Origin of the sequence: Acinetobacter sp. S4397-1 (genome assembly GCF_024129285.1) — a bacterium.
GTDB classification, from domain to species: Bacteria; Pseudomonadota; Gammaproteobacteria; order Pseudomonadales; family Moraxellaceae; genus Acinetobacter; species Acinetobacter lwoffii_C.
Genome location: NZ_JAMXXZ010000022.1, coordinates 21,005 through 45,397, shown reverse-complemented (window position 1 = coordinate 45,397; position 24,393 = coordinate 21,005). Strand labels below are relative to the sequence as shown.

The window sequence follows — 24,393 nt, the reverse complement described above, 5'->3', positions numbered from 1 at the left end:
GTAATTTAAACCAATCAATCAATGATAATATTTCGATCAATCAACCAGTAAAAATCCACACAAGTTGTTCTTCATAATCTCTTAATGATCTCTCTAATACCTCGTCAGTATTAGATGCTGGACTTCGACAATCCCAAACAACTCAACGCTTCGCGCTTCGTTCGTTCCGGCTATCTCGTCGGTATGGGGTGCATTCTAGAGGATTTCTAAAGCTTTGCAAGCCCCTATTCAATATATTTTTCACGTATGTTTCTTTTTTCTACGAAAACGGTGTAAAAATTGGTTTTTTATCTAAATTTTAAGCATTTTTTTGCCTATAAACCCACTAATACAAGCTTTGTTTTTATTTTCACCCTATTTACTTAGAGCTAATTACGATCAAAAATCCTCGCCCTTCAGCTTTTTATCCGGAATCTCCCCCTTGAGTGAGCAGTTTTCCAGCATCACTTCAAAAATAAATTAATTTATTTGAAAAATAAGCTCTCTATTCACTTTAAAAATAGGCTGCCTCTTGAATTTCCTGATGAGGCTTTATATTCAGAGCTTTTTTCTGTAGTGCTCTAGAAGAAATCTGCCTAACTCTTAAATATTCTTCCTCGTGTGGATTTTATTTTTATAATCTAATTTTTATGACTCTTTTCATTCAGTTAAATGAGTGAAACTTTCTCTACCTATGTCCCATGTCCATAAATCCTGCCTTGATACGCTTTATGCTCTCCCAGTTAAAACTGTTATAAAGAAGCGATAAAAAAAACAGCTGTATTCCTTAAAATAGAGTCAATATCACTTTAAAAGTAGAATAACTATTCTTTAATACAAATTTACGTAAAGAAAAATTTTAGCCCCGGAACATATTTTTCATCAAAAAAACATCTTCAGCAGGATATGCACTCTTGGTTTTTTGGGAGGCTTAAAAACATGCTGCTTTTCTGAGTTTTCCAGTTGAAAGCTATTTTTGGTATTTTGACCCATTCAATCAGCCAGTCAATTAACGGCTGGCGATTTCAAGACACGCTCACTCTATATAAGCTCAGAAATGAGATTTAAGAAAATAAAAAAGGAAGAGATCTCTCCCAAAACCTCTTCCTTGAATTGAATCTTTACCCGATCCAGTATGTCATTGTTATTGTTATTCGCTAATTGCTTAAAAAGAACCCTGTACAAGAGGCTTTCCAAGTTATGGGGTTATTTATGTCCCATTACCCTCTAGATGCGCTGTAAACCAATTCTCTAGACGAATAAATCTTATACACAAAAATATTCAAACGCAAGCGGTTTGGAAAAATTTAATTCTTGTTTTTATAAGGTTTTTTTGAATTTGCTTATTTGAATTTTAGATATAGCGGACAACAAAAAAGCAGACCGGAGCCTGCTTTTATTTTCAATCACTTATAAATTGCATCAGTCCGTAAAAATCACTTTGGCAATCGCTTTTTTGCTGGCCTGAACAATTAAAGTCAAATTTTCTTTTACTGAATACGAAGCATCTACCTCTTTCCAGTCGACTTTAACTGCACCACGTGCCACCGCATCTTTGGCTTGAGCCGCATTTTTTACCAGACCCGCTGCACGCAGTATGGAAGCAATAAAGATTTCACCCCCAAATTCAGAACGAGAAACAGTAATTTCAGGCGTACCTTCAGGCAGCTCACCTTCCGTAATCAAATTGCCCGCACCTTTATGAGCATTGGCAGCCGCTTCCGCCCCGTGGAAACGCTCTACCAGCTCAAGTGCCAGAATTTTCTTCACTTCTTGCGGATTACGGCCTTCAGCCACTTCTTTTAACAGCTGCTGAATCTCTTCAATCGTTTTAAAGCTCAGTAGATCGAAATAACGTTCGATCAGCGCATCCGGCATGGACAGCACTTTTTGATACATGGCACCTGGTGCATCAAATACACCAATATAGTTGCCCAGAGATTTAGACATTTTATTGACACCGTCCAAACCTTCAAGGATAGGCACTGTAATACACACCTGTGGCTCTTGATTATAACGACCTTGTAAAGTACGCCCCATCAACAGGTTAAAGGTTTGATCCGTCCCGCCCATTTCTACATCAGCTTCAAGCGCAATCGAGTCATAACCTTGTACCAGCGGATACAGAAACTCATGAATAGCGATTGGCTGGTGGCTATTATAACGCTTGGTAAAGTCATCACGTTCCAGCATACGTGCCACAGTTTGCTGTGAAGCCAGTTGAATCAGGTCTGCCGCAGTTCTTTGCTCAAACCACTCAGAGTTAAACACCACCTTGGTTTTGTTTGGATCAAGGATCTTAAACACTTGTTCCTGATAGGTTTTTGCGTTTTCTAATACTTGCTCACGTGACAGTGGCGGACGTGTTGCACTTTTTCCACTTGGGTCGCCAATCATTGCGGTATAGTCACCAATCAGGAAAAACACCTCATGTCCCAGGTCCTGAAACACTTTTAACTTATTGATCAGAACTGTATGCCCCAAATGCAGGTCGGGCGCAGTCGGGTCAAAACCCGCTTTAATTTTTAAAGGACGATTCTGCTTTAATTTTTTAAGCAGATCTTCTTCAGAAATAATTTCATGGGTGCCTCGCTGAATGAGAGCAAGTTGTTCTTCAGCCGGTAGGAAATTTGACATCACAAAATCCAAATACATCAGTTATTCAATTTGTACGATATACTATCACTTTTTCAGCATATTGCAGGCTTAAGAATAACCATGACAGCGATCTATATTGGGGTAATGACCGGCACAAGCATGGATGGTGTCGATATTGTTGCTGCTTCTTTTGATCCTCTTCAGCTTCATGCCACCCTTACTTTAGCATTTGATCCCGACCTTCGGGATGAGCTGATGGCCCTGACCTTACCGGATGACAACGAAATTGACCGGATGGGCAAAGCAGATGTGGCGTTAGCCCAGATGATTGGTCATGGCATTAACACCCTGATTGAAAAAAATAATTTGGACAAAGCCTGGATTAAGGCAATTGGTTCGCATGGTCAGACCATTCGCCATCGTCCCGAGCATGGTTTTACCCTGCAAATTGGCGATCCAAATATTATTACTGAAATTACCCAGATTCCGGTGATTTCTGATTTTCGTCGTCGCGATCTGGCCGCAGGCGGTCAGGGTGCTCCCCTGGTACCAGCCTTTCATCAGGATCTTTTTCAGCATGACACCATTCACCGGGTGATTTTAAATCTGGGCGGGATTGCCAATGTCAGTATGCTGCCTGCCGGACAACCCGAGAAAGTATATGGCTTTGATACCGGCCCCGCCAATATCCTGATGGATGCCTGGTGCCAGCGTTATACCGGCCAGCCTTATGATGAAAATGGCAATTGGGCTGCTTATGGCACCCCGATCCGTAGCCTGCTTGACCGTTTACAGTCACATAACTATTTTTCTAAAGAACCGCCCAAAAGCACCGGACGTGAAGACTTTAATCTGGAATGGCTGGATGAGCAGATTCTGGACTGGCGCAGTGACCTGGACTACGATGAGCTGGAAGATACACCGGAAAATATTCAGGCCACGCTAATGAAATTGACCACACGTGCAATTAAAAAAGCCATTTACCGCTCGGGACTGGAGACTGGTGAAGTCTATGTCTGTGGTGGCGGTGCCTATAACTCACACCTGCTGGAACAGTTACGCTGGCGCTTGCGCAAACATGAATGGAGTGTACAAACCACGGCTGATTTAGGCCTCAGTCCGACCTGGGTAGAAGCCACAGCGTTTGCCTGGCTGGCTATGCGTTTTATAAAACAGCTGAGTGGAAATTTACCTGCTGTTACCGGAGCCACGGGGTATCGTGTACTAGGCACGATTACATCCACCTAAATTTATAAGGATTAAAAGCCCCTTCTCCCTTTAGGAGAAGGTGAGGATGAGGGAAAGTTTTATAAACCCCTCTCCCTGAGAAGCATGCTTCGCAAGTCTCCTGCAAGGAGAGGGAAACCAAACCACAAATGAAGATCTGGCTTAACGCATCATCAGCTTGGCATTTTCATTCCGGAAGGCACGTAAAATCTGCTGGCCAGCTCGTCCTGTCGGATTGAGCCCCAAACGGATTTGCTCCTGACGAATAGCCTGTCGGGTTTTATCGCCAATTAACCCATCGACTGTACCAATATCATGACCACGATTTAACAGGAATTGCTGAATTTCACGGCGCTCCATACGTGAAGTGCCCGGATCATCTGTCGGCCAGGCAGTCAGCAGACCACCTTTGCCCTGTAAACGATCAGATAAATGTGCAATAGCCAGTGCATAGCTTTCGGCCGCGTTATAACTATAAATCGCATCAAAATTCTTAAATACTAAAAATACCGGACCATTTGGACCTGCCGGTGCTAACAGGCCAGCCTGTGAAGCCTCCGATAGATTGCCCTGCACTAAAGCTGTACCATCGGCACGTACAAGACCACGGTTTACCCAACTGCCAAGTGATTTTTTATTACGTCGGCCTTCACCAGAGACTGACATATTTTGCGGAATTTTCACCTCAAAACCCCATGGCTGACCGGTCTGCCAGCCCCGCTTGCTTAAAAAGTTGGCGGTTGAGGCCAAGGCATCGGGAATACTTGACACCAGATCACGACGACCATCACCATCAAAATCAACTGCAAGCTCATTATAAGTCGATGGCATAAACTGAGTATGACCAAAAGCACCCGCCCAAGACCCCTTAAGCTGCTCTTCGCGCACATCACCACGCTGTAACAGCTTCATGGTGGTAAAAAATTCACCCTGGAAATACCCTTGGCGACGGCCTTCACAACTCAATGTGCCCAAAGACTGCAATAAAGGATATTTCCCGGAAATATCACCAAAATTACTTTCTACTCCCCAGACCGCTACAATAGTTTCCGCTGGTACACCATAAACTGCACTCACCCGGTTTAGCACATCACGATGCTGTTGTAGCTTTTGCCGGCCGAGCTGAACTCGTTCTTCATCCACCAAGCCAGATAAATAGTCCCAAATTGGGGTTGAAAATTCAGGCTGATAATTCAGCTTTTCAATTACCGAATAATCTGGGCTTAAATGTTGCGTATAACGGTCATAACTTGCGCCACTCACCCCCTGTGCAATCGCCCGGCCGCGCAAATTCGCCAAACAGCGTTGAAAATCATTTTGAGCTGCATAATTTACTGGATTATTTGAAATAACTGTCGAAGCAGAAGACAAATCAGTCGGCGCGACACGTTGTCCATTAATCACCAGTTCGGCCTGGGCCTGGGAGGCAGCCAAAAGCAGAGAACCTATCGAAAGTGCAAGCCGTTGCATAAAACCCCTGAATATTTAAATTTCGAATTATTACTTCTACCTTAACAGCTCATCTTTAAATTTAAAGCAACAATAGGTAAATTTAAATTCATATTTTCTCCACTTTTAAATTCATTTTTTAGTTTTTAAATTTAAAATCACTTATCCATAAGCAAACTTTAAATTCAAACCCCAACACTCTTTGAATTCAAAACTGAATTTCTAAAAATATTTTTAAATTCAAAAGATATTGCGGATAAATTACATTAATAAACAAAGCCCTGTATCTCTTAAGCCTTTAAATATCTAACTTTTTATTTTTAAATTCATTTTACAGCAATCAGGCTGCTTTAAATTCAGAACTTTAAATTCATTCACGGCTATTTAAATTTGAATTCATATTTTTTTGAATTTAAAACCAGGTTTGAATTCAAAGCACAGTTTTAAATTTATTGTTTTGAATTTAAATTCAAAGCGCAAGACCGGTTTTAAATTCCCCTCAGCCTTAGACTTATCCACAGCACAATCTCAAAAGATGAACATCGAGCAGAGTTCAATTTAATCATTGCCGGTCTATTCAATTGCTCGGTTTATAAGCAATTAAGTTAAAAAGTAATCCAAGCAATAGCAGGGGGATTGAAAAGAGGCGCAATCATGCCTGAAAGCAGACAAATAAAAAAGCGACCACAGATGTGATCGCTTTTTTTATCAGCAAGTTAAAGTTTAGATGGTCATATCTTCGCTCAATGCTAACGGATTCGGCAAAATTTTCGCCAATTGGCGGCATAACCCGGTCAGTTGACTGCTGTCAGTGGGCATTAAGGTGATATGGCCAATCTTGCGGCCTTCACGTTCTGACTTGTTGTACAGATGCAAATGCGCGCCGTCCAAAGCCAGTACTTCTGCAGATTTTGGATGCTGTCCAATGATATTTACCATCACCGTTGGACGTATCACTTCAGTAGAACCCAAAGGCAAGCCAGCTACTGCACGGATATGATTTTCAAATTGCGAGCAGACTGCACCTTCAATCGACCAGTGGCCTGAGTTATGCACACGTGGCGCCATCTCGTTTGCATATAAGCCTTTCTCTGTCACGAACAGCTCAAGCGTCAACACGCCAACATAATTCAAATGATTCAGCAGGCGAGTGATGTAGTCTTGCGCGACAGGTTGCAAGTCGGCACTGTGGGGTGCAGGAACAATCGAGTGTGACAGAATGCCATTGTGATGATGATTTTCTGCCAGTGGCCAGGTTTTGACCTCACCGTTTTGACCGCGCACCGCGATAATCGACACTTCACGCGAGAAGGTCACAAAACTTTCTGCAATCAGAGAACCCGCAGGGCCAAGTTCAGCCCAGGCCTGATCAATTTGTTCCGCGTTACGCAATACAAACTGGCCTTTGCCATCATAACCGCCTGTAGCCGTTTTCAATACAATTGGCAGACCGAGTTCAGCAACCGCAGCTTTCAGGCTGTCCAGTGAATTCACCGCTTTATACGGCGCGACCGGAATGCTCAGCTCATCAAACAGGGCTTTTTCAGACAGACGGTTCTGTGCAATGGCCAGAGCCTGACGTGGCGGATGCAGGTCTTTGTTTTGAACCAGTATATCGACATCTGCCAGGGGAGTATTTTCAAACTCCAGACTGAAAACATCTGCACTGTTGATGAAGTCCTGTAAAGCGTTTTCGGCTTGAGTTGAAATCACCCGACCCAACGCTTTCGATGGGCAGTCGGCAGATGCTTCAAAGAAGGTACATTGAATATTGAGTGGCAGGGCTGCTTGCGCCATCATCCGGCCTAGCTGGCCGCCACCAAAAATACCGATGGTTTTATCCATGTGTGTTGTCCCGTGTTCAGCCTGGCTTACATTTGACCTGGAATATTGTTGCTTGCGACTTTTTCAGTCTGTGCCGCACGGAAATCTGCGACATTTTTAGCGATGTCAGCACGGGTTAAACCTAAAATCTGCGCTGCCATAATGGCCGCATTGGTTGCACCGGCAGGACCAATTGCCAGTGTCCCTACCGCAATACCCGCTGGCATCTGCACGATAGAAAGCAATGAATCTACACCGTTTAAAATTGAAGATTTTACCGGTACGCCGAGCACCGGCAGATCGGTTTTCGCCGCACACATACCTGGTAAATGTGCTGCACCACCCGCACCTGCAATAATCACCTGGATACCGCGTTCTCGTGCTGCTTCCGCATATTCAAATAAACGGTCTGGGGTACGATGCGCAGACACCACTTCCGCTTCAAATGGGACGCCAAGTTGTTTTAACATATTGGCAGTGTGTTCGAGGGTAGCCCAGTCTGACTGAGAACCCATGATGATTCCAACGAGAGGAGTGTCTTGTGAAGCGGCCGCATTCATTGCAATGTTTCCAGAGATAATTAAGAGAGATAAATCTCGACGAGAGCCAAGCTTTAATAAGAACTCACTATTATAGACCGAAATTTCAACTTCATAAAATTTAACGGTCAAACTAAGACGCGATTTTGATGGTTTTTATCAGATTTAAAATAACTGACAGAAAATCGCCGGGCAGGGGAGTCCCGGCCAAATAGGGCTTGTAAAAATAAATCCTGATTTTTTTGTCATTGTAGAGCAGGGTTTTGATGAATTCATACAGAGGATTAAATGGAGTACTTGCAAAAAATAGACTGTTTAAGCTCTGAATCATTTTGCCGCCCCTATTTACAACAGGCGCCAGCCTGATCAGTCGGGTAGAGCACCTGGCGCTTTCTTCTTTACGCTAAATAAGAGCCATAAAGAAAATTTAGATTTTAGATTTTAGCATTCAAGCCAATACTGAGCGGAAAGCAACAAACTGGATCAGGCCAAGCCGCAGGGCGAAGGCTCTGAAGACGGACCAAATAAAGGTAAGTTTTGAATATTTTTAACATATAGAAGGACTTCGGGCTGAAGCCTTTATCAGCTCCTATTGGAAGGCTATATAAAAAAATCTGAGTAAACTATGGACTGACTGATATTCAGATCATAAAAACCGTTTTAATAGTTAAGCACTACGAAATACAAAATAGATACAGCCACACAGACATACCGCTGCCCATAGATAGTCCAGCTTAAAAGGCTGCTTGAACAGAAAAATCATAAAAGGCACAAAAACCAGCAGAGTCACGACTTCCTGAGTAATTTTCATTTGTCCCACAGCCAGCCCCTGTTGCGCCAGCAATCTGGTTGCCGGAATCATCAGGCTATATTCAAACAGGGCAATGATCCAGCTCAACAGGATCGCTTGCCAGAGTGGTGCATCATGCGGCAAAAATTTAAGATGACCATACCAGGCCAAAGTCATAAAACAGTTGGCAATCACCAGTAGAAAGAGAGTTGGTAGCATCTGCACGCACCCTGTAAAACGATCCAGCTTATTTTACGGTTTATTGAGCCCAAAGGTAGGCGGGGAAACTTGAAATTTTTCCTGACTTTGTCGCTAAAACCGGATTAAAAAAATCCCACAGGAATGCTTGAACTTTGACTATCTTTTCAGTCTAAGCCTTGCTATCGTTGCTTGCAAATCGAATAAATCATGGCAACAGCACCTCTACAACGTGATGTGTCAGGCAAGAATGGAGTGAAGTAGATGCATCTGCATATTTTGGGTATTTGTGGCACCTTTATGGGTTCACTAGCACTATTGGCCCGCGATTTAGGACATCAAGTGACGGGTTCAGATGCGAATGTCTATCCACCCATGTCTACCCAACTGGAAAATGCAGGGATCAGCTTGATGCAGGGCTATGACCGTAGCCATTTACAGCCGCATCCGGATCTGGTGATAGTCGGCAATGCCATGAAGCGCGGCATTGATGCAGTAGAATATATGCTGAATGAAGGCTTGCCATATATTTCAGGTCCCCAGTTTCTGGCAGATCATGTGCTACAAGGCAAACATGTGTTAGGCGTTGCCGGGACACACGGTAAAACCACCACCACCACCATGTTGGCCTGGATACTGGATCAAGCCGGTTTAAATCCGGGTTTCCTGATTGGCGGCGTACCTTTAGGTTTTAGCGAAAGTGCACGTTTAGGGGGCGGCAAATATTTCTGTGTCGAAGCAGATGAATATGATTCCGCCTTCTTCGACAAGCGTTCCAAGTTTGTGCATTACCACCCTAAAACGGTGATTTTAAATAATCTTGAATTTGACCATGCCGATATTTTCGATGATCTGGCTGCCATCCAAAAACAATTCCATCATTTGGTACGTACCATTCCCAGTGAAGGCCGCATCATTGCACCTATCACTGAAACCCATATTGATGAAGTGCTGGAAATGGGCTGCTGGACTCCAGTGGTGCGCACCGCTTTAACTGCCAATGACACTGCAGAACTCTATGCCGAACAATTGGTCGCAGATGGCTCACACTTTAAAGTGCTACAACATGGCGTGGTAAAAGGTGAAGTGAAATGGAACATGACCGGACAGCATAGTGTGGCGAATGCCTTGGCCGCCATTGCTGCGGCAGAACATGTGGGAGTTTCTATTGACAGCGCCTGTCAGGCCTTGTCGAATTTTGGCGGCGTGAAACGCCGGATGGAATTACTGGATACTGTAAAAGGAATTGAAGTCTATGATGACTTTGCTCATCATCCGACGGCCATTGAAACCACTTTAGAGGGTGCGCGCAAAAGTCTGGGGAAACGCAAGCTGTGGGCGATTATTGAACCGCGTTCAAATACCATGCGTATGGGCAGCCATAAAGAGGGACTGGCACATTCAGCCCGTTTGGCGGATGAAGTCCTCTGGTATCAACCTGAAGGTCTGGACTGGGATTTACAACCGGTAATCGAGGCTGCACCCAACAAAGCCAAAGTCGTAGGTAGCCTGGAGGATATTATTCAAACTGTGCTCACTGAAGCAGGCGAGGGAGACGCCGTAGTGATTATGTCCAACGGTGGTTTTGGCGGCTTACATCAGAAATTGATTAATGCCTTAAAAACCGGATAAACAGATTTGAAAAGCCCGCTTTGCGGGCTTTTTTATTTTTAAGGATTTTTAGGCGGCGACATCCTCAAAACTTTTCTCGCGTTTAAATATCACCTCGACATAAGAACAGGTCGGTACAATTTTCAGTTGTCGGTTACGGGCAAACTCCACCAATACATCCAGCAGTTGTCGCGCTACCCCTTGACCGCGTAAACACTCATCGACCCAGGTATGATTGGCAATAATTTGATGTTCTCCTCGCCAAATATAACTGATTTTGGCAATCGGTTGACCCGCCTCATTCAAATGAAAAAATTCACCTTGCTGGCCATTATCGCTATGTTGAAACTGCATCGCTTACCTTCGTTTTTTTAATTAAACCGCTATCAGCATACTTTAAAATCCCTGATTTCAATATTATCTAAAGGTGAATAGGAAACAAAAACAGACTTTATAAAAACTTCACACTGCATCTGCTACTTCTGGCTCTATATTGTCTGTATTTCAATCATAGATGATATGTCAATTATCCCCTCACAGATCACCAGATAGGCAGTAGGGAAGAGTTAAGCATGGTCAATCATCAGAGCTTCAAACAGGCAAGTAGCGCAGCTGGATTTTACTGAATTGAACTTAGAAACATTTTTTTCAGGCTTTCAACTTAACAAGTGGCCCCGTTCCCCCTAAAATTTAAGCTCAATACTCATCGTCACGTCCTATGTCATCTTCTGAAATTTCGGCAAATCCTACCCGCCAATGGGTATGTGTCATTGCTTTAGCCTGTGCTGCGTTCATTTTTAACACCACCGAATTTATTCCTGTCGCCTTGCTCAGTGATATTGGTCAAAGTTTTTCAATGTCTCCTACCCAAGTGGGACTGATGCTGACCATTTATGCCTGGATCGTGGCTCTGTTATCTTTACCGATTATGCTGCTGACCAAACAGATTGAACGGCGCTTGCTGCTCAGCACATTATTCGTGGTTTTTATTCTCAGTCATGTGCTGTCTTATTTTGCCTGGAGCTTTGAAATACTGGTCATGAGCCGGATAGGTATTGCGGTGGCCCATGCTTTGTTCTGGTCCATTACCGCCTCGCTTGCGGTTCGGGTGGCGCCCAAAGGTAAAGAATTTCAGGCACTGGGTTTGCTGGCCACCGGCACAGCGATGGCGATGGTACTCGGTATTCCATTTGGACGCATGATTGGGGAAGCTTATGGCTGGCGCAACAGTTTTGCCCTGATTAGCATCGCTGCCACTGTCATTTGCCTGATTCTGGCCAAAACCTTGCCTTTACTGCCCAGTGTGAATTCTGGTTCTTTAAACAGTTTAAAAATTCTGGCCAGACGCCCGAGCCTGATGCTTGTCTTTGCACTTACCGTGATAGTTATCACGGCACAATTTACCGCTTATAGTTATATTGAGCCTTTTTCCCTGACTGTTGCCCAGTTCAGCTCGGCACAGACCACGACTTTATTGTTGATATATGGCGGTGCAGGCTTTTTAGGCTCTTATCTATTTGGCCGCTATGCTCCCAAATTTCCAAAAATGACCATTCCATTTTTCAGCTTCGGGATCATGCTGTCCATGCTGCTATTATTGCCTTTATCCACTACAGTCTGGGGACTGAATCTGCTGTCACTCTTATGGGGCATGAGCATCATTGGTTTTAGTCTAGCCCTGCAAGCAAAAACCCTTAACTTGGCCTCAGATGCCACCGATGTAGCCATGGCCATTTACTCAGGTTTATATAATGTCGGTATTGGCGGCGGTGCCTTAGTCGGAGGCTGGGTTAGTGCAAGCATTGGGCTGGAGTATATTGGACTGGCCGGCGGCCTGCTTGCGGTTTTGGCTCTCTTATTGGCGCTTATTTTGGTGCGACAAACGGATTTTATTCATCCCCCAGTCTCCAGATAAAATTTGCGTAATTTCAATAAATATGACATTCTTCACTCTCTTTGGAGTTGATCCAAAATAGAATTGAGTAGAACAAGGGGAGTAGCCTCCTCCAAACGTTTAACAATTGCGGTTCAACTTGTAAAACGTGTCAGAATATCGTCATTACACTTTGCAAAAAGTCGGTATCTGAGCATCTTGCTGCCACACTTTTAATGGGAAGTGTAAAGGTAAGATGTAGGCAAGACCTTGATCATGTTGGTATAGATGTTTTTCATCTGACAACAGGTCAAGGTTTTTTTATGGCCAATTGTCGGATGTGGAGGATTCACATGGAAACAATTGGTACGCTCTGGCTGTATCTGGCTTTTTTCAGCATCGTTCTGGTAATGCTGTTTATTGATTTTTTAGGCTTCAAACAAAAACAAGGTCAGGAGGTAAAAGTCCGGACTGCGGCCTACTGGAGTATTGCCTGGGTCAGTGTCGCGACCTTATTTGGTGGCGGTTTATGGCTGTATCTGGAACAGACTGCAGGTACGGCAATTGCCAATGCCAAGGTCATGGAATACTTCGCCGGTTATCTGCTGGAAAAATCTCTGGCAATTGATAACGTCTTTGTCTGGCTGATGATTTTTGCGGCTTTCGCCATTCCACCCGCGCTGCAGCGTAAATTGCTGCTTTACGGCGTACTCGGTGCGATTGTCCTCAGAACCATCTTCATTTTTATTGGCGCCTGGTTCGTGCAGGAATTCTCATGGATTTTATATATCTTCGGTGCTTTCCTGGTGTATACCGGCTTTAAATTCCTGCGTGGTCAGGATGAAGAAGAAGAAAGCAATATTGAAGATATGGCGATTCTGAAATGGCTGCGTAAACATATGCGCATCACCCCGCAGCTTGAGGGCGACAAGTTTTTTATCCGTAAGGATAGTTTACTGTGGGCAACGCCGTTATTCCTGGTCTTGCTTCTGGTCGAAGCCTCGGATGTGATCTTTGCGGTCGATTCTATTCCGGCAATTTTTGCTGTCACGACCGACCCCTTCATTGTCCTGACCGCCAACCTGATGGCGATTTTGGGTCTGCGTGCGATGTTCTTCCTGTTATCGGGTGCAGCATCCAAGATGCATTATCTGCCTTATGGCCTCGGGATTATTCTGGTCTTTATCGGCTTTAAAATGCTGATGCTGGATGTGTTCCATATGCCAATCTGGATTTCACTGAGCTTTATTGTGCTTGTCTTGACGATCACTGCGATCCTGTCGATTCGTCACAGCAAGAAATACAACGAAACCACGCTATAAAAACAATCCTCAAAAAAGCCTGCATCAGCAGGCTTTTTTATTTTCAGATGACCTGATCACAGCTGCGGCTTAAGCTTGATAAACGCAGTCCACAGGGTCACGTTATAAATCATCTGAAGTAGGTTACAATCTGTTGAAAAAAGTAAAAACACAGGTGTTAACATGTCTTCTCATATTGCAACCACAGCGGTTCGCGGTCGCTTCCTCGACATCCAGAATACCGTTGCCCAAGCACGTGAAATTCACGATCAGGTGCGTTATCTAGAAGATGGCTTGCTCATCAGTGAAAATGGCCAGATCCGGTGGTTTGGCCACTGGGAAGAAGGCCAGCATTATCTGCCAGACGGGTTAGAGGTCAGCCATTATCCGGAGCAATTGATTGTACCGGGCTTTATCGATACCCATATTCACTTTCCGCAAACCGAAATGATGGGTGCTTATGGCGAACAGCTGCTGGAATGGCTGAACACCTATACTTTTCCTACCGAAATCCAGTTTCAGAACCCAGCCTATGCAAAGAAAATTGCTGATTTTTTTGTTCAGGAATTATTAAAAAATGGAACCACCACGGCACTGGTTTTCTGTACCGTACATCCGCAATCTGTAGATGCGCTCTTTGAAGCTGCTACGGCACAGAATATGCGCCTGATTGCCGGTAAGGTACTGATGGATCGTCATGCTCCTCCCGAGCTCTGCGATAGCCCTGACACTGCCTATCGGGACTCAAAACAACTGATTGAAAAGTGGCATGGGCAGGGGCGGAACCTGTATGCAATTACCCCGCGCTTTGCCCCAACCTCGACTCCCGAACAGCTGGAAAAAGCAGGGCAGTTGAAAGCAGAATATCCGGATGTCTATGTTCACACCCATCTTAGTGAAAATCACAATGAGATTGCCTGGGTCAAAGACCTGTTTCCAGAACGTAAAGGGTATCTGGATGTCTATCACCATTATGGCCTGACCGGGTCAAAATCGGTATTTGCGCATTGTGTACATCTTGAAGAATCCGAATGGGATTGTCTGCATCAGACCGATTCAGCAATTGCCTTCTGTCCCAGCTCCAACCTGTTCCTTGGCAGCGGCCTGTTTCCCTTGAAAAAGACGTGGGACAAAGAGGTGAAAGTCGGACTAGGGACCGACATTGGGGCAGGGACTTCATTTAACCAGCTGCAAAGCCTGAACGAAGCTTATAAGGTCCAGCAGCTACAGGGCGAGCAGCTTCCAGCTTTCGCAGCCTTATATCATGCCACCTTAGGCGGAGCCAAGGCCCTGAGCCTGGAGGATCGATTGGGCAATTTTAATATCGGTAAAGAAGCCGATTTTGTGGTATTGGAACTGAATGCCACTGCGCTTCAAGCACTACGCCAAAGCAAGGCGCAAAGTATTGAAGATACATTTTTTGCCCTGACCATGCTGGGGGATGACCGTAATATTGCAGCGACCTATATTTATGGACAAGCCCGCTATGTCAAAGCCTAGAGCGGATACCGCTGCTGGAAAATCGCGCCGTCGCAGGCTGCTGCTCTGGTCAGTGATCAGCGTAGGCTGTGCAACACTCTTAAAAAGGGATACGGCTTCCACCAAAACCTGATTACATTTACAGCCGATGAAACAGGTGCATCTCAGGTTCGGATGTATTAAAATTAGTGAATATTCAGGTGTTGCAAGTCAACACCTTTTTTATTTTTCAATTTTCAGGTATCTACCCATGACCGTTCAAATGAGCGTAATGATTTCCGCTGAAGAAATTCAAGCTAAAGTCAAAGAGCTTGGTGCTCAAATCGATGCACACTATGCCAATAGTGACAAAGAACTTGTGCTCATCGGTTTATTACGTGGCTCAGTAATTTTCATGGCGGACTTATGTCGCGCGATTTCCAAACCCCATGAACTGGATTTTATGACTGTATCCAGCTACGGTGGCGGTACAATTTCAACACATGATGTGAAAATTTTAAAAGATCTGGATGGCGAAATCCGTGCTAAAGATGTGCTGGTGGTGGAAGACATTATTGACTCGGGTAATACCCTGAGCAAGGTACTCGACATCCTGCAAACACGTGAACCGAATTCAATCCAGCTTTGTACTCTGGTCAGCAAACCTTCACGTCGTGAAATTGACCTAGACGTCCAGTTCCTCGGTTTTGAAGTGGAAGATAAATTCATTGTCGGCTACGGTCTGGACTATAACCAGAAATACCGTCATTTACCGTTTATTGGTGAAATCGGTCTCTAGGATTGCTTGCCAAAAGTGGCGATTGCCACTTTTTGTGCGGTAGGATTCAGCCCATACAGGCACAAAAACACTACACCCTGTTGCAGGACTCAACTTTTTTCTGTTTTTTGTTTACCTCAGTATGATGAATACATGATGTAAAAACAAAGACATGATAATAAGGAGCCTCCTCATGTGGACACTTATCGTTGCTATTGTGATTGGTTTTGTTGCGGGCCTGATTGCGCGGGCAATTCATCCCGGAGATGATAAAGCAGGTTTTATCGTCACCACTTTATTGGGTATTGCTGGCTCTTTACTGGCGACCTTCGGTGGACGTATGTTGGGGCTGTATTCAGCCGACTCTGCGGCAGGTCTGATTGCGTCCATTATCGGTGCTGTGATTATTCTATTTATTTATAATATGGTCACGAAACGTAAAACGGTGTAAATCTACACGGACATCGCCCAATACTAGGTAAAAAAGCACCAAATCTGGTGCTTTTTTATGGTCTGTATCTAGAGTCTGTTACAGAAACTTATAAAGTAAATTCCTTAAAAATCTGTTCAATCTGCTCGGCCGGATAAGCCCCCATCACCTTAAAACCATTGGAAAAAATAATGGCGGGTGTCCCATGAATGCCCAGCGTCTGCGCCAGTTGGATATTGCGCTCGACCGGATTGGCGCAACTTTTTTTACTTTTAGGCGTGATGCCTTTAAAAATCAAGTCTTCCCAAGCTTGCACAGGATGGTTTTCACAATATAGCTGCTTGGATGGCAGGATCGACTGCGGCTTTAACGGCAGAATAAAAGTATAAATCGTAACATCTTTCAACTTTTTCAGTTCTACCTCCAGCTGTTTACAATACGGGCAATAGGGGTCAGAAAAGATCGCAATCTGACGTTTACCCGTCCCTCTTACACTTTTTAAAGCATCCTGTAAGGGCAATTTTTTCCAGTCTATACTGTTTTGCTGGACCAACAGGTCCCGGCTCAGATTATGCTGATCCTGAATACGCAACATTGAGCCTGCAATCAGATGCTGGGCATCCTGATTCAAATAGACAATCTGACCCTGCATGGAACCACTGTAAATACCCTGCATTTCAGTTGGCTGGATATTTTCAATTTTCAGTTTTGGATGTTGTTGGCTGAGGTTTTTTTTCACTGTCTCTACATTTGCCATAGTGAAAGTTGAAGCCAAACTGAACAGGGTCAATACCAAGGTTGTTTTAATCATATTTTTGCTCATTGCTCTAAAATTTTTTCCAACTCATTCTACTTAAAAACCATGCCAAAATTCTGACCTTTGCAATGGCTCTTAGCTAAAGTCTACAGATTTCCCACTTCATGTTTCACGTTTCACGTTTCACGTTTCACGTTTCACGTGGAACATCGGTTTCATTAAAGAGAATTGATTTCTACCGAAATCTGTACAATTTCCGCATCAATCACCAGCTCCTCCCGTGCCTGATCGACATTGAGACGGTTATTGATGGCTAGAGTCAACTACAGGAAAATTTGCCTTTCCCATTTCCCGGACATATCAAAAGCGGTAATTTTTCCCACTAAAAATTCTGCAATCATTTCTCGTATTTCCTTCATCCTTGGATGCTCGATTTCTGCATCCCATACAGTTTCCCAGGTTCTCTCGCTAAACCTCAAATCACCATTGGCATGGCCTTGGTATCCTGAATAGCAATCGGTTTAAACAGTCATTTACAGATTGAAAAGCCATAAATAGTGCCACAACCAGCAAGAAGACGGCACTCCGATCAGCAGCCGAAATTTCAATTTTCCAGCTGCCAAAACTAAAACGGTGATCTTGCGCATCATATCGAGCGCAACGGTAAGCAAAATATGCCAGCCCCAATGCCCACTCATCAACCAACCCTCTGCAAGTAAAGCCATAGAATTGTAAATCCAGCCACCGAACTTCTAATAGCATGATGACTGTCATTAAAATGTTGGCCAGTAACATACGTTTTTTGTACCAGTGAATTATCTTCATCACACTGATGTGCCTGTATTCAGGTCAGTCGGACTTTTTGCACATTCTTCATCCTAGGGTTTAAATATATTCCCTCCACCGGATATTTATTTTTTAGAGGATTGTGGTGAATCCCTTCAAGAAAATAAAGTTATCAATTTTATCAAAAACTTAAAATTCAATATTCTTACTATTAAACAAGTTTTGCATTAGCGGCAGACCCATCCAGTATTAATGTTTTACAATAGGGAGTAGCCATTCAAGGGACAGTGAATGGTTTAATAAATGAATTAATCAATTTCATTGATACCATCATGGGCTTGGTGAACAGGCCAATCTTCCTCCACTGGAACTGGATGAATTTTAGAAAATTATTGAAGGTGTATATTTTTAATATCTGGCTACTAAAGTAGAGAATGGAGGAAACCTGCACCAGCTTAGGAGGAGCATCTTTCTCATCTAAATCTTATACGCTTTAAGACAATACAAAAAAAACAGCCTGATTCGGCTGTTTTGATCTGCGCAATATTTCATTGCCTGGCAAAGCTGACATTATTTCCCGATACAGAATGACCCAAATATTTTCCCCAGCAAATCATCTGCGCTAAAGTCACCGGTAATTTCCCCCAAGGCATTTTGTGCCAGTCGCAGTGACTCCGCGACCAGTTCACCTGCGTTATAAACCACCAGTTGCTCACGTGCTTCAGCAAGATAGTGCTGGGTACGCTTCATTGCGTCTAAATGGCGGGTACGGGCAATAAAGGTATCCTCTTCAGGCTGGAAGCCTGCATGCTCTGTAATCGCCTCTATCAGCGACTGTACGCCTGTTTCCTGCTTGGCAGACACAGTAATATGGCGGAAGCCTTTTAAATCTCCGATTTTTGCCTCTGTACCGGTTAAGTCGGCTTTATTACCAATCAAGATTAAACGTTTCGGTTCGATATACTCTGCAAAATATTCTTGAGCCAGTTGAAGCGGATCTTCACCTTGGCTCAAGTCATAGACCAGCAGCAGTAAATCCGCCTGTTCAATCTCTTTAATGGCACGGCGAATCCCTTCTTTTTCCACAATATCACCTGTTTCCCGTAAACCGGCGGTATCAGTCAGAGTAATCGGTAGTCCATTTAAAGTAATTTTCTCATGCAGAACATCGCGCGTAGTGCCGGCAATATCGGTCACAATGGCACGTTCAATTCCAGCCAAGGCATTCAGTAAAGAAGATTTACCAGCATTGGGCTTGCCGGCAATCACCACCTGTAGACCTTCACGCAGCAACTGTCCCTGACGTGCAGACTGCTGTACCTGCGTCACGGCAGTCGAGACTCCATCCAGCAAGTTTAAAATTTTGCCATCTGCCAGAAAATCAATTTCCTCTTCCGGAAAATCAATCGCCGCTTCCACATGCAAGCGCAAATGGATCAGCTGTTCCAGTACTGCATTGACTTTGGTGGAAAAAGCGCCCTGTAAGGAACGTACCGCAGAACGTGCGGCTGCCTGTGAGGTGGCATCAATCAGGTCTGCAATCGCCTCGGCCTGAACCAAATCCAGTTTGCCATTTTCAAAGGCACGCATGGAAAATTCACCGGCTTTGGCAGCTGTTGCGCCCAGCTCCAGCAAACGGCCCAGCAGGGCATTCTGGATCACCGGACCGCCATGACCTTGTAACTCGACCACATCCTCACCGGTAAAGGAACTCGGGTTAGGAAAGCAAAGCACCAGTCCCTCATCCATCACCTCACCGGCAGCATCATAAAACTGGCGAAAACCGGCAAAACGGGCATTGGGTAAGTCTTTCTGGGTTAAGGCCTGCGCAATCGCATAGGATTTTGGACCTGACAGGCGAATTACCCCCACACCGCCACGCCCTGGGGGAGTTGCAATTGCAGCAATCGTTGTGGTTGGGTTAAGCATAAAATTCACCTGCAAGGACTCAAAAGGACAGCCAAAAAAAATCCGCCTAAGATTACCATCTTAAGCGGATTTATTCAGCCCGTCAGTACAACTTAGTTGACTGGCGTTGCCTCATCGCGTTTGGCACGCTCTTTGGCCACGGCTTTATTGATCAAGGACTGCTGCAAGATCGTGATCAGGTTGTTCACAATCCAGTACAGAACCAGACCTGCCGGGAAGAACAGCAAGAATACAGTGAAAATGATCGGCATAATTTTAAACACTTTCGCCTGCATTGGATCAGTAGGCTGTGGATTCAGCATTTGCTGAATATACATTGTGGTTCCCATGATTAATGGCAGGATGAACCATGGATCCATCGCAGATAAATCCTGAATCCAGAGCAGCCATGGGGCATGGCGCAGTTCCACAGATTCCATCAGGACCCAGTACAAAGCCAGGAAAATTGGCATCTGCAGTAACAGCGGTAAACAGCCCGCCAGTGGGTTGACCTGCTCACGCTTGTACAGCGCCATCATTTCCTGAGAGAAGCGCATCCGGTCTTCACCGAACTCTTCTTTCATACGTTGCATTTCTGGTGCAATCACACGCATTTTCGCCATGGAGCGATAGCTCTTCGACGATAAAGGCCACAGGATCAATTTGACCAAGATGGTTAATAAAATGATCGCCCAGCCCCAGTTCCCCACCAGACCGTGGAAGAATTCAAGTCCGACAAACAGCAGTTTGGCAATTGGCCATAACCAGCCATAATCTACAGTCTGATTCAGACCCGTAGCCAGGTCTTTCAGTTCTGACTGGATTTTTGGACCGGAATAGAAGGTCGCATCAATTTCAGCAACCGTACCCGCCGGCACCGTGAAAGTTGGTGAAGTAAAACCGATGATGTTCATGTCATCAGTAGACTTGCGTGATTCAAGTTTCGCGCTATAGGCTTCGCCATTGGCTTGGGTCAGTTTCAAGTTACCCGGTACCCATGCACTTACAAAATAGTGCTGTACCATTGCAACCCAACCACCCTTGGCTTCAGTGCTGAGCTTTTCTTCAGTAAAGTTGTCAAATTTCAACTTGTTATACTGCTCATCTGGTGTTCCCCAGGCACCGCCCAAGAAAGTCCCTAGAGTGAAAATCCCCTGATCCGACTTGCCTGGATCTTCTGAATTATCACGCTTGATCTGACCAAACATCTGACCTTGCCAGGCTTGACCGCTACGGTTAATCACCTTGTGATTCACCACGACTGGGTATTCACCTTCGATAAAGTTAAAGGTCTTGATAATTTCTACACCATCAGCCGTTTTAAAGACCATCGGTACAGACAAGACTTTGACCGTTTCGCCGGCTTTATTTTTGCTGGCTTTGGCATCTGCCAAGGTATAAGTGGTTTTTTCCAGCTCATACATTGGACGGCCATTGCGGCTGCTATCCGGCCCATTCAGACCGATCAGACCTGACTGAGCAACATAAGTCCGTTTCGCATCGCTTTCCAGCATGACGAAAGGCTCATCACTGTCTTTGTTTTTGTCATGATTGAGTAATTCAACACGAACAATATCACCACCTTTTGGATTGATCCAAAGATGATAAAGGTCAGTTTGTACTGAAATAAGCTGCTGACTTACAGGTGCTGTAGCATCCGTAGCTTGCTGCGCTGGTACATTTGCTTGTGGCACATCAGAGGTTGCACTAGCAACCTGATTATTTGGCAAATCTGCTGATACTTCCTGCGAAACCACCACAGTTTCCTGCTTCGGTTGGGTTTCTGCATTTCCATAATCTTTTTGCCAAGCCAAAATGAGCAAATATGCGACAACAAACATGGCTCCTAGAATTGCAATCCTGGCCCATTGTTGCATATGTATTACCCCAAGTGGTTAGAGTGATTTTGGTTCATTAAACGATCACGAAAGGGTACAGCAACGTGAAGCGTTTGAGAATCTATTTGCTGAAATGAAATAAAACGAATCGCTTTCAAAGGCACAGGATCATATCCTGATCCACCCCAGGGGTGACAACGACAAATACGTTTAGTCGCCAACCACACACCACGTCCAGCACCATGTCGATGGACTGCTTCCAGAGAATATTGTGAACAGGTAGGAATATAGCGACAGCGTGGTCCCAGTAAAGGACTAATCGCAATCTGATAGAAACGGATTAACCAATGCAGTAAACGTACCATTGGCGCGCTCTACTTTTGTGGGGAGGGAGCTGTTTTTGTATGCTTTTTGGCAAGACGGTTCAGTTTTTGCCAAGCAAATTGTAATTGCTGATGCAGTTCAGCATTCGGTACGCTATCGATCCCCATTTTGGGCATCACCACAATATCCAAATCACTGAGTTGCTGCTGATGCAGGCGAAAACTTTCGCGAGCGAGTCGTTTTACTCGATTTCGTTCATGCGCACGGCGCACTTTTTTCTTAGCAACAACTAAACCCAAACGGCTGTTCGGCTGTTCGGACGGTTTTGCAAGAAATAAGAAATGGGGTTGATGCACTTTAAAAAGCGCACCATCAAAGACACCTTTATAATCGGCAGCACAGCGTAATCGTAACTCTGTGCCAAAACCATAAAGTGCTGTCATAACACCCAAAGTCGGCAAAGCCTAACTGATTAAACAGTTAAGCTGTGACGGCCTTTTGCACGACGGCGAGCTAATACTTGACGACCAGCTTTAGTAGCCATACGAGCACGGAAACCATGAACGCGTTTACGCTTTAATTCAGATGGTTGGAATGTACGTTTCATCTCGAAACTCCCAAAAAGATCTTTCTATGAAGGTCCGCGATTTTAGTGCTCATTGCTTAAGCTGTCAATGTAAAACAGGTTTTCTTTTCAAATAAGTTCTCAAGGCTAAGTCGCTTTGAGGAATCTCATAGATTAAAAAAATCCCTTGCTTAAAAGTTATACACAAATTAAGTTGTTGTTATTCATTTGAATATAAGTTATTAACATTTATATCAACACGGTTATCCACAATACTGTAACAGGTTTAAATTTGGATTGTGGTTTTGAATTTAAATTTAACCGAATTATGTTTATCCACAGAAAAGTCGAATCTTATATATAAATTCAAATTTATAAATTTAAATTTATTACTATTATGGAGGGGTTTTTCTGTGGAAAAGGTAGTTTTATTCTAAATAAACATAAACTTAGGTTGTGGGTAAAACTGTTTCTATTAATTTTATACTTTGTGGATAACTTTGTGATATATTTTATCCACAGCTTGCGGATAAACTTATCCACACCAGCCTTTTAAATTTAAATTTATCCATTTTGGACTGTTTTTGCACAAAATCTGCGGAAATAGCCATGACAGATGTGGATAACTTGGTTAGAATGGCGGCCCGCTTTGGCCGTCGCCATCTTTTAAATAAACAATGGAATGAATAGGGGATTCACATGCTTTGGACAGACTGCTTAAATCGCTTGCGACAAGAGCTCTCTGGAAATGTCTTTACAATGTGGATTCGCCCATTAGTGGCGGAAGAGTTAGATGATACTTTGCGTCTCTATGCTCCGAATCCTTATTGGACACGTTACATTCAAGAGCATCATCTGGAGCTGATTTCAATTCTGGCCGAACAGTTGTCAGAAGGCCGGGTACGTAAAGTTGAAATTCTGGTGGATTCCCGTCCGGGTGTCATCCTGTCTGCCAGTGAACAGCCGGCGACCACTACAGCAGCGTTGGCTTCGATGCCTGCGCCGGTGGCCAAACCGAAAAGAGAAAAAGAAGACACTGCGAAAAATAACCGCAAGCGTCAATTGAACCCTTTATTTACCTTTTCTTTGTTTGTGGAAGGCCGCTCTAACCAGATGGCCGCTGAAACTTGTCGCAAGGTATTAACCCAGTTGGGCGCATCACAACATAATCCCTTATTTTTATATGGGCCTACCGGCTTGGGTAAAACCCACCTGATGCAGGCAGTCGGTAATGCACTTTTACAGGCCAAGCCGAATGCGCGGGTCATGTATATGACCGCAGAAAGTTTTGTACGGGACTTTGTCAGCTCTTTGCAGCAGGGGAAAGTCGAAGAATTTAAGAAAAATTGCCGCTCACTGGATCTGCTACTGGTCGATGATATTCACTTGCTGGCCGGTAAGGAAGCCAGTCTGGTGGAATTCTTCTATACCTTTAACGCACTTCTGGATGAGTCCAAGCAGATCATCCTGACCTCGGACCGTTATCCTAAGGAATTGACCGAACTGGATCCGCGTCTGGTCTCCCGCTTTTCCTGGGGTCTGTCTGTGGGGGTGGAACCGCCCGATATTGAAACCCGAATTGAAATCTTGCTGAAAAAGGCCGAAAACACCGGGGTGGACTTGCCGCGTAACTGTGCGCTGTTCATTGCCCAACAGGTGGTGGCCAATGTACGTGAGCTGGAAGGTGCACTGAATAAGGTCGTGGCCATTTCCCGTTTTAAAGGAACACCGATTGACCTGGATGTTGTCCGTGAATCCCTGAAAGATGTATTGGCGATTCGTGCGAGAACCATCAGCACCGAAAATATCCAGCGTGTCGTCAGTGAATATTTCCGTATTCCTTTAAAGGAGCTGGTCGGTCCCAAACGTACCCGGATTTATGCCCGTCCACGTCAATTGGCCATGGGCCTGGCACGTGAGTTGACTGGTGACAGTTTTCCGGAAATTGGCATGGCTTTTGGCGGTCGCGATCACAGTACCGTGATGCATGCCTGTGAGAAAGTACAAAGTCTGCGTGAGCAAGATCCGATCTTTAATGAGGACTATAAAAACCTGCAACGCCTGTTGCAAAGTTAACCGGAAACGCTCAAATTCTGTTCTTGCTATGCGGCTTATTTTGCCGCATAGTACACTGCTAAAAAATCAAAATTTATCTTAATC

At 44.4% G+C, this 24,393-nt stretch carries 21 protein-coding genes and 1 pseudogene; 9 read left to right on the top strand and 13 right to left on the bottom strand.

Annotation, left to right across the window (positions count from 1 at the left end; all coding sequences use genetic code 11):
• Nucleotides 1-1,401 precede the first annotated feature (1,401 nt).
• A complete protein-coding gene (tyrS, locus tag NI467_RS10870; protein ID WP_174660515.1) occupies nt 1,402-2,634 on the bottom strand; it encodes a tyrosine--tRNA ligase in 1,233 nt (410 codons plus the stop codon).
• 63 nt (nt 2,635-2,697) lie between these two features.
• Between tyrS and NI467_RS10865 the strand changes: the two genes are divergently transcribed.
• Nucleotides 2,698-3,825 (top strand): anhydro-N-acetylmuramic acid kinase, encoded by a 1,128-nt coding sequence (locus tag NI467_RS10865; RefSeq protein ID WP_174660516.1) that lies wholly within the window; start codon nt 2,698-2,700, stop codon nt 3,823-3,825.
• A 141-nt stretch (nt 3,826-3,966) separates the two neighbouring features.
• Here NI467_RS10865 and NI467_RS10860 read toward each other — a convergent pair whose 3' ends face one another.
• The 4 genes from NI467_RS10860 to NI467_RS10845 form a co-directional block, all read right to left on the bottom strand.
• Nucleotides 3,967-5,274: a lytic murein transglycosylase gene (locus NI467_RS10860; protein ID WP_174660517.1), complete on the bottom strand. Its 1,308-nt coding sequence runs from the start codon at nt 5,272-5,274 to the stop codon at nt 3,967-3,969.
• Nucleotides 5,275-5,976: 702 nt separating this feature from the next.
• Nucleotides 5,977-7,098, bottom strand: a complete 1,122-nt coding sequence (locus NI467_RS10855; RefSeq protein WP_253152926.1) for a 5-(carboxyamino)imidazole ribonucleotide synthase — start codon at nt 7,096-7,098, stop codon at nt 5,977-5,979.
• 26 nt (nt 7,099-7,124) lie between these two features.
• Entirely contained in the window at nt 7,125-7,637 is a 513-nt protein-coding gene (gene purE, locus NI467_RS10850; protein WP_174660519.1) for a 5-(carboxyamino)imidazole ribonucleotide mutase, read from the bottom strand.
• A 646-nt stretch (nt 7,638-8,283) separates the two neighbouring features.
• Nucleotides 8,284-8,625 carry a DMT family protein gene (locus NI467_RS10845; protein ID WP_151204844.1) on the bottom strand — a complete coding sequence of 114 codons (342 nt, stop codon included), beginning with the start codon at nt 8,623-8,625 and terminating at the stop codon, nt 8,284-8,286.
• A 243-nt stretch (nt 8,626-8,868) separates the two neighbouring features.
• On the opposite strand from NI467_RS10845, the gene mpl reads away from it, so the two are divergent.
• On the top strand, nt 8,869-10,236 hold the full coding sequence (mpl, locus tag NI467_RS10840) for a UDP-N-acetylmuramate:L-alanyl-gamma-D-glutamyl-meso-diaminopimelate ligase (protein ID WP_174660520.1): 1,368 nt from the start codon (nt 8,869-8,871) through the stop codon (nt 10,234-10,236).
• Nucleotides 10,237-10,284: 48 nt separating this feature from the next.
• Here the strand turns inward: mpl and NI467_RS10835 are convergent, their stop codons facing one another.
• Complete coding sequence (locus NI467_RS10835; protein ID WP_174660521.1) at nt 10,285-10,569, bottom strand: GNAT family N-acetyltransferase; 285 nt, start codon at nt 10,567-10,569, stop codon at nt 10,285-10,287.
• Nucleotides 10,570-10,933: 364 nt separating this feature from the next.
• Between NI467_RS10835 and NI467_RS10830 the strand changes: the two genes are divergently transcribed.
• The 6 genes from NI467_RS10830 to NI467_RS10810 all read left to right on the top strand — a co-directional run bounded on the left by NI467_RS10830 (nt 10,934) and on the right by NI467_RS10810 (nt 16,076).
• Nucleotides 10,934-12,130 carry a sugar transporter gene (locus tag NI467_RS10830; protein ID WP_174660522.1) on the top strand — a complete coding sequence of 399 codons (1,197 nt, stop codon included), beginning with the start codon at nt 10,934-10,936 and terminating at the stop codon, nt 12,128-12,130.
• A gap of 311 nt (nt 12,131-12,441) precedes the next feature.
• Nucleotides 12,442-13,410, top strand: coding sequence for a TerC family protein (locus NI467_RS10825; RefSeq protein WP_174660523.1), 969 nt, complete (start codon nt 12,442-12,444; stop codon nt 13,408-13,410).
• Between the two features lie 162 nt (nt 13,411-13,572).
• Nucleotides 13,573-14,889: a guanine deaminase gene (guaD, locus tag NI467_RS10820; protein WP_253152925.1), complete on the top strand. Its 1,317-nt coding sequence runs from the start codon at nt 13,573-13,575 to the stop codon at nt 14,887-14,889.
• Nucleotides 14,876-15,001, top strand: coding sequence for a hypothetical protein (locus NI467_RS14760; RefSeq protein ID WP_258170046.1), 126 nt, complete (start codon nt 14,876-14,878; stop codon nt 14,999-15,001). The genes guaD and NI467_RS14760 overlap by 14 nt, the downstream gene beginning before the upstream one ends.
• A gap of 117 nt (nt 15,002-15,118) precedes the next feature.
• On the top strand, nt 15,119-15,646 hold the full coding sequence (hpt, locus tag NI467_RS10815; protein ID WP_151204850.1) for a hypoxanthine phosphoribosyltransferase: 528 nt from the start codon (nt 15,119-15,121) through the stop codon (nt 15,644-15,646).
• 172 nt (nt 15,647-15,818) lie between these two features.
• Nucleotides 15,819-16,076 (top strand): GlsB/YeaQ/YmgE family stress response membrane protein, encoded by a 258-nt coding sequence (locus NI467_RS10810; protein WP_174660525.1) that lies wholly within the window; start codon nt 15,819-15,821, stop codon nt 16,074-16,076.
• A gap of 88 nt (nt 16,077-16,164) precedes the next feature.
• On the opposite strand, the gene NI467_RS10805 is transcribed toward NI467_RS10810, so the two are convergent.
• From NI467_RS10805 to rpmH, 7 genes and pseudogenes are all read right to left on the bottom strand, one after another.
• A complete protein-coding gene (locus NI467_RS10805) occupies nt 16,165-16,866 on the bottom strand; it encodes a DsbC family protein (protein ID WP_174660526.1) in 702 nt (233 codons plus the stop codon).
• Nucleotides 16,867-17,290: 424 nt separating this feature from the next.
• Nucleotides 17,291-17,656 (bottom strand): annotated as a pseudogene (locus tag NI467_RS14930) (cation transporter); the annotation flags it as partial.
• Between the two features lie 512 nt (nt 17,657-18,168).
• Nucleotides 18,169-19,527 carry a tRNA uridine-5-carboxymethylaminomethyl(34) synthesis GTPase MnmE gene (gene mnmE, locus NI467_RS10795; RefSeq protein WP_151208032.1) on the bottom strand — a complete coding sequence of 453 codons (1,359 nt, stop codon included), beginning with the start codon at nt 19,525-19,527 and terminating at the stop codon, nt 18,169-18,171.
• A 92-nt stretch (nt 19,528-19,619) separates the two neighbouring features.
• Nucleotides 19,620-21,383: a membrane protein insertase YidC gene (yidC, locus tag NI467_RS10790; RefSeq protein WP_174660527.1), complete on the bottom strand. Its 1,764-nt coding sequence runs from the start codon at nt 21,381-21,383 to the stop codon at nt 19,620-19,622.
• Between the two features lie 5 nt (nt 21,384-21,388).
• Nucleotides 21,389-21,709, bottom strand: a complete 321-nt coding sequence (gene yidD, locus NI467_RS10785; RefSeq protein ID WP_151208037.1) for a membrane protein insertion efficiency factor YidD — start codon at nt 21,707-21,709, stop codon at nt 21,389-21,391.
• 9 nt (nt 21,710-21,718) lie between these two features.
• Nucleotides 21,719-22,111: a ribonuclease P protein component gene (gene rnpA / locus NI467_RS10780; protein ID WP_151205259.1), complete on the bottom strand. Its 393-nt coding sequence runs from the start codon at nt 22,109-22,111 to the stop codon at nt 21,719-21,721.
• Nucleotides 22,112-22,140: 29 nt separating this feature from the next.
• The gene (gene rpmH / locus NI467_RS10775) at nt 22,141-22,275 is read right to left on the bottom strand and encodes a 50S ribosomal protein L34 (RefSeq protein WP_000831329.1); all 135 of its coding nucleotides are present in this window, start codon (nt 22,273-22,275) and stop codon (nt 22,141-22,143) included.
• 657 nt (nt 22,276-22,932) lie between these two features.
• Here rpmH and dnaA point away from each other — a divergent pair.
• A complete protein-coding gene (dnaA, locus tag NI467_RS10770) occupies nt 22,933-24,309 on the top strand; it encodes a chromosomal replication initiator protein DnaA (RefSeq protein WP_151208039.1) in 1,377 nt (458 codons plus the stop codon).
• Nucleotides 24,310-24,393 lie beyond the last annotated feature (84 nt).